This window comes from uncultured Winogradskyella sp. (assembly GCF_947498345.1).
Taxonomy (GTDB): domain Bacteria; phylum Bacteroidota; class Bacteroidia; order Flavobacteriales; family Flavobacteriaceae; genus Winogradskyella.
The window spans coordinates 143,684-160,415 of record NZ_CANMJY010000004.1; the positions used below are offsets into that span (position 1 = coordinate 143,684).

General features: G+C 32.9%; 14 protein-coding genes and 1 pseudogene. 10 read left to right on the forward strand and 5 right to left on the reverse strand.

What is annotated here, in order from left to right; translation table 11 throughout:
* The 7 genes from Q0912_RS07105 (at nucleotide 1) to Q0912_RS07135 (ending at nucleotide 7,376) form a co-directional block, all read left to right on the forward strand.
* Entirely contained in the window at nucleotides 1-555 is a 555-nt protein-coding gene (locus tag Q0912_RS07105) for a hypothetical protein (protein WP_299113477.1), read from the forward strand.
* A gap of 41 nt (nucleotides 556-596) precedes the next feature.
* Nucleotides 597-2,558: an AAA family ATPase gene (locus Q0912_RS07110; RefSeq protein ID WP_299113479.1), complete on the forward strand. Its 1,962-nt coding sequence runs from the start codon at nucleotides 597-599 to the stop codon at nucleotides 2,556-2,558.
* A 5-nt stretch (nucleotides 2,559-2,563) separates the two neighbouring features.
* Complete coding sequence (locus tag Q0912_RS07115) at nucleotides 2,564-3,151, forward strand: NUDIX domain-containing protein (RefSeq protein ID WP_299113481.1); 588 nt, start codon at nucleotides 2,564-2,566, stop codon at nucleotides 3,149-3,151.
* A gap of 52 nt (nucleotides 3,152-3,203) precedes the next feature.
* On the forward strand, nucleotides 3,204-4,439 hold the full coding sequence (locus Q0912_RS07120; protein WP_299113483.1) for a DUF6638 family protein: 1,236 nt from the start codon (nucleotides 3,204-3,206) through the stop codon (nucleotides 4,437-4,439).
* Between the two features lie 41 nt (nucleotides 4,440-4,480).
* Nucleotides 4,481-5,023: a hypothetical protein gene (locus Q0912_RS07125; protein ID WP_299113485.1), complete on the forward strand. Its 543-nt coding sequence runs from the start codon at nucleotides 4,481-4,483 to the stop codon at nucleotides 5,021-5,023.
* A 107-nt stretch (nucleotides 5,024-5,130) separates the two neighbouring features.
* The gene (locus Q0912_RS07130; RefSeq protein WP_299113487.1) at nucleotides 5,131-6,822 is read left to right on the forward strand and encodes a hypothetical protein; all 1,692 of its coding nucleotides are present in this window, start codon (nucleotides 5,131-5,133) and stop codon (nucleotides 6,820-6,822) included.
* Between the two features lie 80 nt (nucleotides 6,823-6,902).
* A complete protein-coding gene (locus Q0912_RS07135; protein ID WP_299113489.1) occupies nucleotides 6,903-7,376 on the forward strand; it encodes a hypothetical protein in 474 nt (157 codons plus the stop codon).
* On the opposite strand, the gene Q0912_RS17485 is transcribed toward Q0912_RS07135, so the two are convergent.
* Together Q0912_RS17485 and Q0912_RS07150 are read right to left on the reverse strand one after the other, a co-directional pair.
* The gene (locus Q0912_RS17485) at nucleotides 7,365-8,315 is read right to left on the reverse strand and encodes a bifunctional helix-turn-helix transcriptional regulator/GNAT family N-acetyltransferase (RefSeq protein ID WP_366125123.1); all 951 of its coding nucleotides are present in this window, start codon (nucleotides 8,313-8,315) and stop codon (nucleotides 7,365-7,367) included. The two genes, Q0912_RS07135 and Q0912_RS17485, sit on opposite strands and share 12 nt — an antisense overlap.
* Before the next feature lie 73 nt (nucleotides 8,316-8,388).
* Nucleotides 8,389-9,399: a formimidoylglutamase gene (locus Q0912_RS07150; RefSeq protein ID WP_299113491.1), complete on the reverse strand. Its 1,011-nt coding sequence runs from the start codon at nucleotides 9,397-9,399 to the stop codon at nucleotides 8,389-8,391.
* A 107-nt stretch (nucleotides 9,400-9,506) separates the two neighbouring features.
* On the opposite strand from Q0912_RS07150, the gene Q0912_RS07155 reads away from it, so the two are divergent.
* Nucleotides 9,507-10,394, forward strand: a complete 888-nt coding sequence (locus Q0912_RS07155) for a chromosome partitioning protein ParA (RefSeq protein ID WP_299113493.1) — start codon at nucleotides 9,507-9,509, stop codon at nucleotides 10,392-10,394.
* A gap of 26 nt (nucleotides 10,395-10,420) precedes the next feature.
* On the opposite strand, the gene hutI is transcribed toward Q0912_RS07155, so the two are convergent.
* The 3 genes from hutI to fumC all read right to left on the reverse strand — a co-directional run bounded on the left by hutI (nucleotide 10,421) and on the right by fumC (nucleotide 14,693).
* Complete coding sequence (hutI, locus tag Q0912_RS07160) at nucleotides 10,421-11,689, reverse strand: imidazolonepropionase (protein ID WP_299113495.1); 1,269 nt, start codon at nucleotides 11,687-11,689, stop codon at nucleotides 10,421-10,423.
* Between the two features lie 93 nt (nucleotides 11,690-11,782).
* Complete coding sequence (locus Q0912_RS07165; RefSeq protein WP_299113497.1) at nucleotides 11,783-13,216, reverse strand: T9SS type A sorting domain-containing protein; 1,434 nt, start codon at nucleotides 13,214-13,216, stop codon at nucleotides 11,783-11,785.
* A 79-nt stretch (nucleotides 13,217-13,295) separates the two neighbouring features.
* Nucleotides 13,296-14,693 (reverse strand): class II fumarate hydratase, encoded by a 1,398-nt coding sequence (fumC, locus tag Q0912_RS07170; RefSeq protein ID WP_299113499.1) that lies wholly within the window; start codon nucleotides 14,691-14,693, stop codon nucleotides 13,296-13,298.
* A 312-nt stretch (nucleotides 14,694-15,005) separates the two neighbouring features.
* Between fumC and Q0912_RS07175 the strand changes: the two genes are divergently transcribed.
* Nucleotides 15,006-15,710, forward strand: a complete 705-nt coding sequence (locus Q0912_RS07175) for an alpha/beta fold hydrolase (RefSeq protein WP_299113501.1) — start codon at nucleotides 15,006-15,008, stop codon at nucleotides 15,708-15,710.
* Between the two features lie 38 nt (nucleotides 15,711-15,748).
* Nucleotides 15,749-16,696, forward strand: a pseudogene (locus Q0912_RS07180) (hypothetical protein); the annotation flags it as partial.
* Between the last annotated feature and the right edge of the window lie 36 nt (nucleotides 16,697-16,732).

A 16,732-nucleotide genomic window follows, 5' to 3' on the forward strand; every position in this document is an offset into this window, starting at 1 on the left:
ATGAATTTAAAGTATAAATTTTATATAATCATTATTAGTTTTTTAACGGTTTTTGCATGCTCAAATGATGATGATGGTGGTAGTTCTAATAAAACAGCTATAGATATAGTAACTGGTATTAATGCACGACAAGATAATCTTTCAGCTGGCTTTAGGTTAGGAAACCCTAATGTTAGAATGCCTTTAAACATCTCTTCAGTGTCGGTGATTGCATTCCCTAATCCTGTTAGAGATTTTCTATCTATTCAAATTTCTCAAACTAATGAAGTAATAACAGATATTTGGTTAGTTGATGCAAATGCAAACAAAATATTTCAAGATACTGATTTCAATGCGATTTTAAATGAAAACACCTATACTGTTAATGAAATTTCTCAAGCTTCAATGCAATCATATAATGATTTATCAAATACAAATATCAATTTAAATCTCGAAGGTTTTGAAACGGGTTATTATCGTGTTTTTATAAAAACTGACCAAAGCCTCTATTGGGATAATATTTATGTAGATAACGATGGAGCAGATATTACTGAGTTTTTTGACTCTTGGGAATAATATACACTAGATTTAAGATTTTTAACTTTTTAGCAAATTAAATGGAACACAATTCAACATTTCCTATAAAACAAAATGAACTCGATATGCTTCGTGATGAAGCGACATCCTATTTAAAATCTATACAATGGGAGCAGAGTCAACGTGCTAAGAATAAAGACAGCAATGGTAAAGATGAATCTATTTTACTGTATTTATCCCGAGCAAATAATGGAAGTAATGTATCTATAACTTCAGTGTCTAAAACTATTCTGGCTTTAAAGAAACGCTTGCTACCAGAGTCAGTTGCCATTCCAATAGATTTAAACCATACATTATATGCTGTACAAGAAGGTTTAACTCTGGGTATCTGGGTAAAAGATAGTTACTATGATGCTTCAGGTTTATCCACCTTGTATGAAAATAGATCTGCACTGGATAATGCAGGGAAAAGAGAATACGAAAGTAAGATGCAGACAGCAACGGCGTTTATGTTATTTGCAACAGCATACAAGATCTTACACGATTTAAAGCCTCATGCCTCAGATGATTTATCAGTTATGAAGCAGAAGTTTGCAGGTATTCCTGAGGTATCATTAATATCACCTTTAAAAGGAATTTCATGCCAATTGTTTTATTACGACAAGTATTTAGGACATCCAGATATAATAAAATCAGATAAAGATGTCATTGATTTTACAGTTGTTTATTTTGAAGCCCTGATTGATGAAATTCAATTACGTAAAAGTACACTTGAATATACCGAAACCATTGAAGATAGAACCTATAAGTTAGAAAGTTCAGATTTTGCTGTCGATGGTTGGAACAATGTTTTTGCTGGCACTGCTGTTAGTGTAGAATTCAATAAGGTTCAGTTTGAACAAATCGTCGGTAACAAGGATGCTAAACACTTTGCCAGACGTTTAACTGAACGTATCTTAAGTTATGATTTTGAAGTTAAGAAAAATCCATTTCAAGAACTGGGTGGTTTTATGCCTGTTTTTATGGGTTATGGAATTCCGGGTACAGGAAAAAGTATGCTTATAGCAGCAATAGCTACGCGACTAAAAGAATATAGTGAAAATTTAGAGATCCCATTTTTATTTCACCCAATGCCAGATACCATTGTAAGTACATTTCAAGGTGGATCTGCAGAAAAGATGGTAGAATGGATGAAACCATTACAAGATCCTACACGTTTAATTTTCGCCCCAATTGATGATGCTGAGAATAATCTACAAGAACGAACAGCACAAGGTGTCTCAGCAGGTGTTAAGGAAGTGATAGGTGTGTTTTTGAGATATACTGAAGGTGCTTATGCAGTTAATTATGGCAATAGTTCTATTGGTTTGTTTACTAACCTTCCAGAAATGCTCGATAAGGCTGTAATTTCTCGTGTACAAGGGCGTTTTAAAATTGATGGTGCCAGAAACGAAAAAGACTTTGTCGATCAGGATTACTTATGGTGGAGAAAGCTTGAAGACACTATGCCAGAATTTATAAACATGAGTAATCCTAACGGTTACAACTATTTAGATGCACAACAAGTAGCTAAAAATTTAGGTGAAATTTTAGATAAAATAGATAAGCCTACAGAAGAACGTGTTCTTGATACTTTTGAAAAAGTGTCGAGTAAGTATAAAGATAATGAGCATATGTTCTATGCACATTTGTATACTGAGATTCAGAAGATATTTCCATTCTTTTCGTCTCGTGACGTGCGTAATATTCAAAAAGCAGTATCGCTTAGACTTACAGACTTTGACTTAGAACAAGATTGGTTCGAAAACCCTGAAGTGTACTTTAAAAAAGATTACGACACTAAGTTTGGTATGCTAAAAGAATTAATGCGATCTAATATGAAAGGATTAGATTTTAGTGATATCAGACGACAAGAAGTGGTACGTTATTTAGATAACGTAGCAACTATAGCAGATACGGACTTTAAGCGAAAAGTTGATGCGAGAATCAATCAATTAAATATTGAAACTGAAGCTAGAGAGCAGTTTGGTAATGGTGATTAGTTTTTATGAAAAACTTGAAAAATATAAAACACATCAACCTATCAAATGCTTGGGCAAAGTTAGACCGTATTGACTATGATTTTAAGTTTAAAAATGGTGAATGGAAGCGTTTATCTCGAGAAACCTATAATCGTGGAAATGGTACAGCAATATTGCTATATAATAAAGAAAAGGGAACAATTATTTTAACCAAACAGTTTAGAATGCCAACTTATGAGAATGATAAAAATGATGGCATGTCTATAGAAGTTTGTGCAGGAGCTATTGATAAAGGCGGAACACCATTACAAACCATTATAAGAGAAGTAGAAGAAGAAGTGGGTTATAAGATTACCGATGCAAAACAAGTGCTAACAGCATATACATCTCCTGGCGCATTAACTGAAAAAATGTACTTATTTGTAGCTGAATATAATGACGGAATGAAGATCAATGATGGTGGAGGCTTAGAAAGCGAAGGCGAAGAAATAGAAATTTTAGAGATTCCCTTTAATACAGCAATACTAATGATACAAAATGAAGAGATTATTGATGCAAAAACTATAATGTTATTGCAGTATGCTAAGATAAATACGTTAGTAATTCCTGTGTAGGCAGGAATCTCAAAATAATAGAAAAATAAAATTACTGTTTTGCGGCAATAAAATGGACAAGTTAAAACAAGCAAATTTATATAGAAGTGAACTTATTCCTGTAAATGGTAAGTTAGTAGAGCGTTATAATAAATGCCTGAAAACTTTAGGATTTAAAGAAACTAAGTTAAAGTCGTTTTCGATTGATGGAGTAGGTTGGAGCCCTGAAGTTGCAGAGGAAAAAAAAGATGTTCAGTACCTTAATCACGGAGATGCTAATCCTCATGGTATTATTATTTCCCCTTTACAAAAAGGAAAACCTGTGTACTTACCATTTCACTCATTTGATAGAGAAATGATGCAGCATATTTTTAGGACTCATGGTAGAAAGATTAATGATATTACCAGAGATTCTGCAATATGTATCGATTTTGACCAAGATATAGATGTATTTTACGAGCCCTTAGATGTTTTAAAATATAATGATGTTAGCATCACGTTTAGGCTTATAGATAATCTCGAAGACAAGCAAAAACAACAGTTAAAATTGGTCGATAAGTTTAGAACTGGCAACAACTTTATAGACGAAAACATCCATAAAGAGTTGTTACATTCAGCTATGACTTATGGTGACTTGCGCGATAGAGATTTAAGTTTGCATCCATTACACTTTTCAACAGGTTCTTTCTATACACGTGCATTTGACGGAGTTTATTTATTAAGGGATTTTATAAAACCCATTGTGGTTTTTGAAAGTAAAGATGCTTATAAAGAGGCAATAAAAGACACTATCCACGATGTGTTGATTTATCATATTTCGCAACCAGAATTAGTAGATAAACTCAAGGATCACATTATTATTGAGTGTGATTTAGAGCATATGGTAAAAACAACAAACTATGAACGCATTAAAAAGTTTGAACTCTACCAATCCCTAAATGATACTGACCATCCTATTAAAGAAATTTTAAATAGCAATTCCTTGTTTAAAAGCTATTTGAATAAAATCGATATAAAGACACGTAAACAAGTTATGGGAGTAGAGCTATATCTCGAAAAGCTTGAAAGAAGTAATGCATATAAAATCGAAGACATGGTAGACCAGTCCATGTATTTTGCCTTGCACCATCCGCATTCATCACTCTCGGCTGAGCATCGCGATTTAATTCATAAGCTTTTAGTTAATATATCGCCAAAGGATGTACTGTTTTTATACTGGTATGATAAAGAACAGTTTTATAAGAGTTATGATACTTGGGACGATTCTTTTAGAGATTGGGTAATAGAAACGATTCGTAACAATATTTAAGAATTTTAGACTAATTTTATAAGAAGCTAAAACACAAAGTCATGGGAATAGATATTATAGCATTTATATTAGGTATATTACTCGGAATATTTTTGTATTGGAGAGAATCTAACAGTAATGGCGTATATAGGTTTCTAAACAAAATTGTAAATAGTAAAGAATTGCAAATGAGTGCTGATAATCCTAAGGGATTTGTTTTTAAGCAATCGTTTTTACCACGTTTAATTTTTGTAATTATATTAACCTTAACTGTGACGTTAATCGTTCAATTTTTAACTCCTTTAAATATTTTTTCTAGCGTAGATGGTGTTTCTGCTTATGCATCCTTTGCAACAGGAACACTTTTAGGAACTTATTTGGCTAACTTCGTTATTAAAACTACTGAAGTTGTTGAAGAAAAAAGTGATTCCATAGGTGATATGGTAGAAGGCGCTGTAGAAAAAGGAAAAGATTTTATAGAGGATTTAAAAAATAAAAACAATAAGGTTATTGAAGTAGCCAAAAAAGAAATAGAGAATGAGCCAGAGCCAGAAGCAGATCAAAAATCTGCTCGTGAGCGATTAAAGGATAAGGGACTAATGTAGAAGATCGAGTCATTCTGAACTCATTTTCAGAATTTCTTAAAAAAATTATTAATCTAATGATTGCTATGTCCTAATGTATCAGGTCCCGCAATGATAACAATATATTCATGATAAAATCTTATTGGAATAAAGGAACAAAACAAAAACGAATTACAATTTTTGTAGGGTTACTCCTTTTAATACTACTCTTTTTCTTTAGAGACGATTACCAACCTTTTTTACTATTTATTAGAAAATACATTTTTGTAATTTTAATAAGCCTTTTGGTTTTAATACTGGGTTTAAGAAAGTTTAGAAAAACAGCAAGTACAGGTAGTAGATTAGGTATTTTAGGTTTACTAATTGTATTTTTTGGACTTTTATATTTTCTGGGCTGGAACCAAGGCCTGTACGATTACATGAAAACCTATAATGTATTTAATAGTCTTAATAAAGTAGAAATTGACGAATTACCTTTAACACAGAACGAACGCATTCAGCCATTGCGAAATGTTTTCTCAATGGCCAATGAAAGTGTAGGAGAAACCAAGGATGTATCATTACCACATTTAGTAAGAATTGGTACTGAGAACAAATGGACCATGGCTATACAGCCTAGTGAAAAATATATTATGCAGCGTATTAGCGATAATACTGAAGAAGTTTTTGCAGTGAGTAGTACAACACCATTTCCAAGGTTTTCAAACGAAAACCGTATTGATGTCACCTTTTCAATAGGTGAGTCTTTAAAGTTTAGTAGAAATACCTATAATGCCGTGGTACAACGCTTTAATCCATGGATGTTATTTAATTACCAGCCTAGTGACACCTATTATATGAAGAATGATGAAGGTGTTTGGGTACAGGTGGTAAGTCTAATAAAGTGGAAAGGTTTCTTTTTTCCTTATCCATCGTTTGGTGGTGTAATGATTATTGATAATGGAGAACACGATATCAACGATTATATAGAACGTATTACCATAGGTAAAGGTACGTTTGTGAGTCCAGATGAAATTAAAAACTACCCATTTTTAAACAAACAGAATACTTTAGCAGAAGAAGTATCGCAACTACAGGCAGAATCTTTAAAATTTTTAGGTGGATTTAGCGACCCTTTACCTTGGAACATGGAGACAGCAGTAAAAATTCCATTAATGCCAAAAGACCAGAATCAGCAACCATATGTAACCGATTTTGATTTTGCAGGGAGTAATTCTGATGCTTACAGTGGCTTATATCATTGGTTTGGATTAGAACCTGTAGGTGATGAGCGTACAAGCTTAAGTTACAGTGTCTTTGTACCTGCAGATGGAACCGATAAACTATACTACTATGACCATGCCACTAAGAAACAAGGTTATGCAGGTGTGTCAGCGATGCCACTAAAAGTAAAAGAATCTCGTAAAGAATATGACTGGAAAGCCAGTACACCAGTTGAGTTTAGACCCTATATTAAAGATATAGCAGGAAGAAAACGTATGTTCTTCTTAGGAACAATATCTTCAATTAGTGAAGAAAATGCGCAACAGTTCGATGGCTCTGCAACACCAGATTTGGTTTTAATAGATAGCGAATATAGAGACGTCATATGGATTGATGTTAAGCATCCTAGTAGTTGGGATGAAACTGTATACAACCAATTAAATGAAGCCTGGAGAGCAAGCGAGGGAATTGGTTATTACTATAAAGAAGAGCCAAAAGATGAAGATTTAATGCAAACACAGATTGACTCATTAAAAACGATTCCTAAAGTTGATGATAATACTGAGCAAATAGAAGCATTACAGCGTCAAATAGATTCTTTGAAGGCTTTAAAATGACTATGATTAATGGATATACTATAGTCTTCATATTGTAACTTTAATGAAAGTTTTAAGACCTATATTATAAAGATTTTATTATGGGTTTCATGGGGTTTGGTATGCAGAAATGGATTTATACGATGCGTCCGCGTCAACCATATTCTATGGAGCGTAAAGGCTCATTTACAAAAATCCCGATTTATGAAAGAGAGTTTAAGTTGCGGCCTTCAAAAAATAAAGGGAACTATAATTTTGGAATTTTACTTTTTTTAGTATTAACTATGCTAACCTGTATTTCTATACCTAATTGGTTAAAACAAGCAAGAATACATAATCAAAAAGTAGAAACTTTGAGAGAGGCTAAAAATGATCGAGCTTTTAAATTTCTGTTAACATCAGGAACGAGGAGATTAAACGCACAAAATTACATAGGCGCATTATCAGAATTTAAGCTTGCTAAAAATATCAAACCAAATTCAATAGAAGCTAATCAATTATTACTGGAAGTTGTAAGTTTACTTTGTGAAAAAAATGATATATACTGTAAGGAATATGAAAATTTACAATTCTAGCAACATCTTAATATCTGATCGTTTATAAGGAGTATTCACTTCTAATTTCAATTCTTTAAAGCCATATTTTCTGTATAAATAAATAGCATTTTCTAATTTAGTATTAGAGTAGAGGAGCAGGGCTTTAAGATGCTTTTTTTTACCAAAATCTATACAATGCTGTAATAATTTCTGTCCGATTTTTTGCCCTCGTTCTTCAGGATGAACAGCCATTTTTGTCAGTTCTAAAATTCCGTTGTCTTTAGTTGGCATTAAAGCAACAGTACCAACAATAACATCGTTTTTTAAAGCGAAGAAAATATAACCTCCTTTATCAATAATGTATTTATCTGGTTTATTTAACACTTCTTCATCAAAAGGTTCAACATAGAAAAACGTTTCTAACCATTCGATATTTAAGTCGTAGAAATGATTAGCAAAGTTTTTTCTATAGTCAACTATTGTTATTAAATTCTTCATTTTAGAGTCCATATTTTTTAATATCAATTCGCTAAAATGATTTTGCTTAAATGTATCCTCCAAGTAATTTATTTGATCTAATAGTGTATCCGATTGGTGCTTAGTTATTTGTTTCACAGTCTTTTCTATAGCGTTCCATAATGGTTTTATTTTTGGTAAAAGGTTTTGTCCTTTTTCAGTTAAAAGGATCATTTTCTTACGCTTATCCTTTTCACTGCTCACTTGTTTTATTAGACCCTTTTTGTTTAATTTATTTACAAATTGCGTAATTGCTGGTTGTGTAAATTTTAATTGATCTACCAGCTCAACATTTGTGATGCCATCATAATTGCTTATAGTTTTAAAGATGGGAAATAAATATGGGTCAAAGTCTATATGATAAGTGTTATAAACGAGTTGCGTTTCTCGCATCATATAATCACTAACTCTTTTTAATCGCGAACCTAAGCCTAAATAGCCATAACCTCTTAACGAATCCATATTAATAATAGTTTATATAAGTACTTATGTAAATATATTAAATTCTTAACTTTATAACAAAAGATTTTGGTAATTAAGTTTTGGCTCTAATGAAATCAGTAATTAAATAGGTGATGAGTTTACCTGTTAGTGCTTCGGTTTTCTTTTTTGGTGCAGCTTCACATATATGCAGATAACTGGCATTACTATTTTTTCCTAAATAGTTAATAAACTGTCTGGCTTTTAGGGTCGAAAAACCACAAGGTGTCATGGCACTACTAGGTATATTTTCTATAGCATCACAATCTATTTCAATACCAAAAGGCTTGTTAGAGACATGAATTAAAGCAGATTCTAATTCAGAATTAAAATCTAACTCATTTCTAACCTCTAAAGCTTCATATGTATTATACTTTAGATGTTTTATTTTTTTTAGTGTTTTAAACAACTTTTCTGAAGTATAGTTTTCGTGTAACCCAAAAATGAAATAGTTTTTCAAAAAACCTTCGGCATAGGCATAGCTAAATCCATTACCGCTGTGTCTACCTTCTTCAGCTCTAAAATCGGTATGCGCGTCAAAATTTATAACATTGATTTTATCATTTGTTGCTAACGCTAGACCTTTTATATTTCCATAGGCATTATTGTGTCCACCACCAATAATTATTGGTGTTTTTCCAGCTTTTACTATAGACGAAACAATATATGCTACATCTTTATCTATAGTTTCAACCAGTTTTCGAGCTTTAGAAATGGTTTTTTTAATAGGTTTCTGCGTAATAATATCGCGTTCTTTTTCGTAATCCAATTGTCCCAGAATAAGAACACGTTTTGCCTTTGTGTAACGATTACTTTGTATGTTTAACAAAATTTTAAGTACAGCCTCCCAAGCTTTATAAGTACCTATTTTTCCGTAATTTGCAAAAACACCAATATCCTCTGAAATACCAAAAATTACATAGTCAACATCTAAATCTGTAATGTCATCGTATATGTTAGTGAGGTTAGGTAATAACTGAATATGTTCTCCAAATTTTGATTCTCCTTTACGAGGCTTTAAAAGTGTATCGCGGTCTTTTGAAGTAAATAATATGAGATTTTCCATTTGGAGTTGATATTTTACAAAATAAAAATACAGTTTTATTTAATTATAATAATCTTAAAATAAGATTTTAAAATCTAGAATTAACAATAACTTAAAACAAATATTTTATGGAAAGTTCGCAAAAAACAAGTACAGGATTAAAAGTAGGATTAGGAATTCTTTTGGTTTTATTTTTAGGAACAGCATTTTATGCTTCTAAACTTTACACAGATAAAAAGGAAACCGAAAAAACACTTGTAACTGAAAAGCAACAAGTGATGAATGACTTAAATAATATGGCGATGCAATATGATGAAGCCATAGCTGAGAGCGAAATTAAAAACCAGGATTTGATTGCTGCAAGAGAGCGTATTCAGGGTTTAATGGATTCGCTTAAAGTATCTCAAAATAGTGTAAATAGCTTATGGAGATATAAAAAGAAATTTTTGGCTTTACAGGAAGAAATGGAAGTGCTAATGGTAGAGAATGACAAGCTAAAAGTTGAAAATGAATATTTGGCATCCTCTTTAGATAGTACGCAAATACAATTAGCAGAACGTACTGTATTTACAGATTCTCTTTTAGTACAAAATACAGAATTGGCAAGCGTTGTTGAAGATGCTGCGGCTTTACAGACTGTTGGACTTGTAGGAATGGGTGTTATTGAGCGAAGAAATGGCAGACAAATACCAACCGAGCGTGCAAGTAGAAGTGATAAAATTAAAGTTTGCTTTACTGTAGCGAAAAATACATTGACAGAAGCTGGAGACAAAGAATTGTATGTGCAAGTTATAGACCCTAAAAATAATGTTCTCGGATCTAATGACCAGATCGAGTTTGAAGATCAAGTACTAAACTACAGTTTAATAAGTCGTTTTAATTACGAAAACAGAAACCTTGCAATTTGTGAGTATATATCAGAAGACAAAGATTCTAAATTTGAAAAAGGACGTTACAAAGTTAACGTATTTAATGATAAAGCATTGATTTCTACTTCAGAATTCGTTCTGAAATAAGAATTGATTATTTGATTGATTGATAGTTAAATCCGGAAGTTCTCTTCCGGATTTTTTATATCCTTGAGTTGCCCATTAATAATAACTTGTTCTACTGGATTGTGGGCAAAAGCATATGGAATCTCACTGTAATGATTTAAAGGTTTTGTAATAATGAGATTGGCTTTTTTTCCTCTGGTTATACTACCATACATATTACTTATTCCCATAGCATAGGCTCCATTTATAGTTGCAGCATTAATAGCTTCTTCTGGGGTCATTTTTAACTTTACACACGCTGCGCTTACAACAAAATTCATGTTACCACTTGGAGCTGAACCTGGATTGTAATCTGTGGCAATAGCTAGTGGTAATCCTGCATCTATAAGTTGTCTTGCAGGAGTATATGGGATGCTTAAAAAATAAGAACAACCAGGCAGCGCAACAGGAATAGTACTACTTCCTTTTAAGGCTTCAATATCTGCTTTGTTTAGCTCTTCGAGATGATCTACTGAAAGCGCATTGTATTTTACACTTAGTGCAACACCGCCAAGAACATTAAATTGGTTGACATGTGTTTTTGGCCTTAGATTATATTGTTTTCCAGCTTTTAAAATTGCTTCTGTGTCATTAATATCAAAATAACCCTCTTCACAAAATACATCTATAAATTGAGTGATGTTTAATGCAGCAGCTTTGGGTATTAAGTCTTTAATAATGTGCTCAATATAATTTTGTTTTTTATTTCTATAAGTTTCAGGAATAGCATGTGCTGCCAAAAGGGTAGGGATTATCTTAGCTAAACTCTCTTGTTTAATTCGTTTTATAACACGTAGCATTTTTAACTCTGCTTCGACAGTTAAACCGTAACCTGTTTTAATTTCAAATGCTCCAGTACCCATTTTTATAAGCTCTTCTAATCTATTGATAGATTGCTCATATAAATCCTCTTCGGTTGTTTTTTGTAGTAGTTTGGCAGAATTTAAAATACCACCTCCTTTATTTGCGATTTCTGCATAAGTTAACCCATTGATACGGTCTACAAATTCAGATGTTCTGTCACCAGCATAAACAATATGCGTATGAGAGTCGCACCAAGAAGGTAAAACAATTTTCCCAGTGGCATCGATGATTGTTTCAGCTTCAATGCCTTCACAATCTTTCATTTCTCCATATTCTATTATGGTATCATGCTCTATATATAAGTATGCATTCTCTAATGCAGGTAGCTCTTTCATAGCTTTACCTTTAACTATGGTAACATTGGTATCATATACCTGTAGTAATTGTTTGATGTTAGTGATAAGAATAGACATGTTGTTGGCTTTTTGTAAAGTTGCCTATTTTTTTTGAATAAAAAAAACGCCAGCCATTTCGACTAGCGTTCTAATTTATTCGTTTTTCAATTGTTACTCTTTAAGTAATTTTGAAGCAAAAGTACCATTTATATTTATCGTATAAAGTCCGATAGCTAACTCTGAAATATCGAGCATTTCATTCGTATTATGTAATTGATTTAACACCTTTTTTCCTTGCATATCAAAGATTGAAACCTCAATAGTTGATACAGAGAATCCTTCAAAATTCAATATATTTTTTGCTGGGTTTGGAAATATTTTTACAGCGTTAAAATCTAACTCGTCTATATCTAAGGTTTCAAATTGATTTTCGAAATAATTTAGACTGTCTTGGTTATATGCACAACTAGCTATGTCCATATCTCCGTCATCATCAAAGTCATTTACCGAATAAACAAATGCTTGACTTTGCGTAGCATCTATAACCATTTCACTTCCAAAACTTCCTGAGCCATTATTTTTAAACCAAACTAAATCATTACCACTACCCGAAGTACCACTACTGAGTATAATATCATTTATATCATCTTCATCTACATCTTTAAATTGTGCTACAGCAGGATTTGCAATAGTAGTAGTAAATGTAGTTTCAGTAAAACCAGAGCCATTATCTTCGTACCAAAATAGGTTTCCTGGTGTATTGCTGCAGAAAGAACCACATGATACTTCGGTAGCAAGAATATCTAAATTTGAATCTCCATCTAAATCTTCGAAAGTAGCATTAAAAATTCCTTTTTTACCTGTTGCAATTGATGTAGCATCTTTTGTAAAGGTTACTGTTCCACTTGGTACTAAGTTATTTCTAAATATTTCAATAACATCTGTAGCATAGTTTGCAGTGGCAATTACAGCATCTAAATCTCCATCACTATCTATGTCTTTCATGTTAATTACAGCTGGTGAATTCAAAACATTATCTATACTACTAGCTGCACCGAAAGTTCCAGAACCATCATTTGAAAACCAAATAACTTCGCTATCAACTAAAGACGTCACAGCGATATCTATTGTAGCACCAGCATCTATAGTGCCAGCAAAAAGGCCACTCATACCATCATACGCATCTGTAATTAATTGTTCAGCCCCAAAAGTACCATTACCATCATTTTCAAACCAAACGAGTTTAGAGTTTTGGCCATAATTAGCGGCGTAGTTTCCAAAACCTACAGCTAAAATATCTAAATCTCCGTCTGTGTTTAAATCAATTAGTTTTAACCCAACAACATTAACTATGGTATTGGTTACAGCAGTTTGTTTTACAAATGTACCGTCTCCATTACCTTTGTACCATACAATAATATTATCTGTATCTGCACCCATTAAAATATCTAGGTGAGTATCACTATCAATTAAACCAGAAGCAATAGTATAAGGATTATCTCCGGTTGAGGGGTCTATAGTATTTTTTGCAGACCAAACCGTTTGCGATGTCACGGTAGCGGCCGTACAAAATATTATTAATAAAGCAAGTAATTTTTTTTTCATGTTTATAGATTTTGAGCCGACAAGGTATCAATAAAATTTTAAAAATTGCATTTTGTCGATAAAAAATAACCTTTTATCGTTATTTTAAACTACCTACCATATCTTCTGGTTTTACCCATTCATCATAGTCCTCTGCTGAAACATAACCCAAATTAATAGCTTCTTCTTTTAAAGTTGTTCCATTTTTGTGTGCCGTATTTGCGATTTCTGCGGCTTTATAGTAACCGATTTTAGTGTTTAATGCAGTTACTAACATTAAAGAATTATTAAGTAATTCTTTAATTACAGCATGATTTGGCTCGATGCCTTCAGCACAGTTTTTATCAAAACTTACGCAAGCATCACCAATTAGTTGAGCAGATTGCAAAATATTGGCGGCCATCATAGGCTTAAATACATTAAGCTCGTAGTGACCTTGAGTTCCGCCTACAGTAACTGCAACATCATTACCCATAACTTGGGCACAAACCATAGTCAAGGCTTCACATTGCGTTGGGTTGACTTTTCCAGGCATAATAGAACTTCCTGGTTCGTTCGCTGGTATGATAATCTCACCAATACCAGAACGTGGCCCAGAAGCCATCATTCTAATATCGTTGGCTATTTTATTGAGTGATACAGCAATTTGCTTTAAAGCACCGTGAGTTTCTACAATGGCATCATGTGCAGCAAGTGCTTCAAACTTATTCTCAGCGGTAACAAATGGCATACCTGTAAATTCAGCAATGTATTTTGCTACCAAAATATCATAACCCTCAGGAGTATTTAATCCTGTTCCAACAGCTGTTCCTCCTAATGCAAGTTCACTTAAATGAGCTAAGGTGCTTTCTAATGCTTTTAAGCCATGGTCTAGTTGTGATACATAACCCGAAAATTCCTGACCTAAAGTTAACGGAGTTGCATCCATGAGATGAGTTCTGCCTATTTTTACTACATCTCTAAAAGCAATTGATTTGTTGTGAATTGTATTCCTTAATTGTATAACTCCAGGAATTGTAGTTTCAATAACTTTCTTATATGCTGCAATATGCATTCCTGTTGGAAACGTATCGTTAGACGATTGCGATTTGTTAACATCATCATTTGGCTGGATTGTTTTTTCACCCTCACCAATTACACCTCCTGCTATCTGATGTGCCCTGTTGGCAATCACCTCATTTACATTCATATTACTTTGTGTGCCAGAACCAGTTTGCCAAATCACTAACGGAAATTGGTCATCGTGTTTACCATCTAAAATTTCATCACAAACTTGCGCAATTAAATCACGCTTCTCTTTATCTAAAACATTTAATTCACAATTGGCATAAGCTGCAGCTTTTTTTAGATAGGCAAAGCCGTAAACGACTTCTAATGGCATTGATGCTGGGGCACCAATTTTAAAATTATTACGAGAACGTTCTGTCTGTGCTCCCCAAAGCTTATCAGCAGGAACACGAACTTCTCCCATAGTATCTTTTTCTATTCTATAAGTCATAAAACAAGAGTATTTTGATTACAAAATTACGGCTTTTAGGGATTTTATTTATGAATTCTAATCCTTTTATTTCTCAATATTAAATTTATAGTTATGGTCATCAGAATTAATAATCTTTACTAATTATAACCTATCAATTTGTCACATATAAGGGATTTTACCTCAGTTATATTTCAATTTTAGTTTTTCGAAAACGATATAGTTAATAAAATTAGCTGATTTACACCTATTTAGGGGGTTATTATTTGTTTTGGATGATTAAAAAACTATAATTTTGCTTGCTTAAAACTATAACTAACTAAAATAGAATAATTGAAAGAAGAACATTTTAAATGGTATTCGCCAACATTAAGTAGGGATATTGAAATGTTGGTATTTGGTCACTCGGGTTATCCTGTTATTTTGTTTCCTACGACTATGGGTAAACATAATGAATGTAGAGATATGGAGCTTGTAGAGTCCGTACGATGGTTTGTTGAGCAAGGGATCATTCAGATTTATTGTCCAGATGGCATTAACGAACTAAGTTGGTATAATAAGAACATTCATCCTTCATTACGTGTTAAGAATCATATTGTTTACGATGAGTTTATAATGAACGAGTTGGTGAACAAGATTTGTAGTGAAAAAGGAATACAAAAAGTAGCGATGGCTGGACCTAGTTTTGGAGGATATCAAGCCGCAAATTTTGCCTTTAGACATCCAGAACGTGTAAGTCATATGTTTAGTATGAGTGGTTCGTTTGATGTTAAATCTTTTATGGATGGTTATTATGATGATAATGTATTTTTTAATAACCCAGTAGACTTTATGCCAGATGCTAGTCATTCAGACTTATGGAACATGAAAATTGTTCTTGGTGTTGGTGAATGGGATATCTGTTTAGATGCCAATAAAAGAATGGCAGAGATATTAAACAATAAAAATATACCCTTTTGGTACGATGAGCGTAAATGGGCTGAGCACGATTGGCCATTGTGGCGACAAATGTTTCCGCATTACCTATCAAAATTATAAAACTTAGATGTAATCTAAAACAACTAATTAATTGAAACATGAAAAAAATAGGAATATTATTTGGTCAAGAAAATACCTTTCCATGGGCATTTATCGATAGAGTAAATGAAAAAATAAGGGCACAAGGCATAAAGAATATGATGGCCGAAGCCGTATCCATAGATACTGTTGAGCAGGCGAAATCAGATGAATACGCCGTAATAATAGATAGAATTTCGCAAGATGTACCATTCTATAGAGCTTATCTTAAAAATGCAGCAATTACAGGTACAGCAGTAATCAATAATCCATTTTGGTGGAGTGCAGATGAGAAATTCTTCAATAATGCCTTAGCAGAAAAAATTGGCGTACCTGTACCAAAGACATTTATTTTGCCGACATCTCACAGACCACCGGACACTGACGAAAATTCTTTTAGAAATATGAAGTTTCCTTTCGATTGGGAAAAAATGTTTAGTACCATAGGATTTCCTGCCTATATGAAACCGCATGATGGTGGTGGCTGGAAAAGTGTTTACCGTGTAGACAATGCTGAAGATTTATGGGCAAAGCACGCTGAGACAGAACATTTAGTTATGATGTTGCAAGAAGAAATTCAGTTTACCGAGTATTTTAGATGTTATGTTTTGGGTACTGACAAAGTACACATAATGCAATACGAGCCTAGGAATCCACATCATTTAAGATATGTAATTGATGGGCAAGAAGTAGATAAAAAGTTGCTCAAGTTGGTTGAAAATTATTGTATAAAGCTTAATAAAGCTTTGGGTTACGATTTCAATACAGTAGAATTTGCAGTGAGAGATGGAGTACCTTACGCTATTGATTTTTGTAATCCGGCACCAGATGCTGACATACATTCTGTAGGGCAAGAAAATTTTGATTGGATTGTTGAAAATGCAGCAGACATGGCTATTGCAAAAGCAAAGCAATATAAGAAAGGGCAAATGAATTTAACCTGGGGAACTTTTGTAAAAGATCAATTAGCTACGCCAAAAGCTTCAGCAAAAAAATCTGCACCA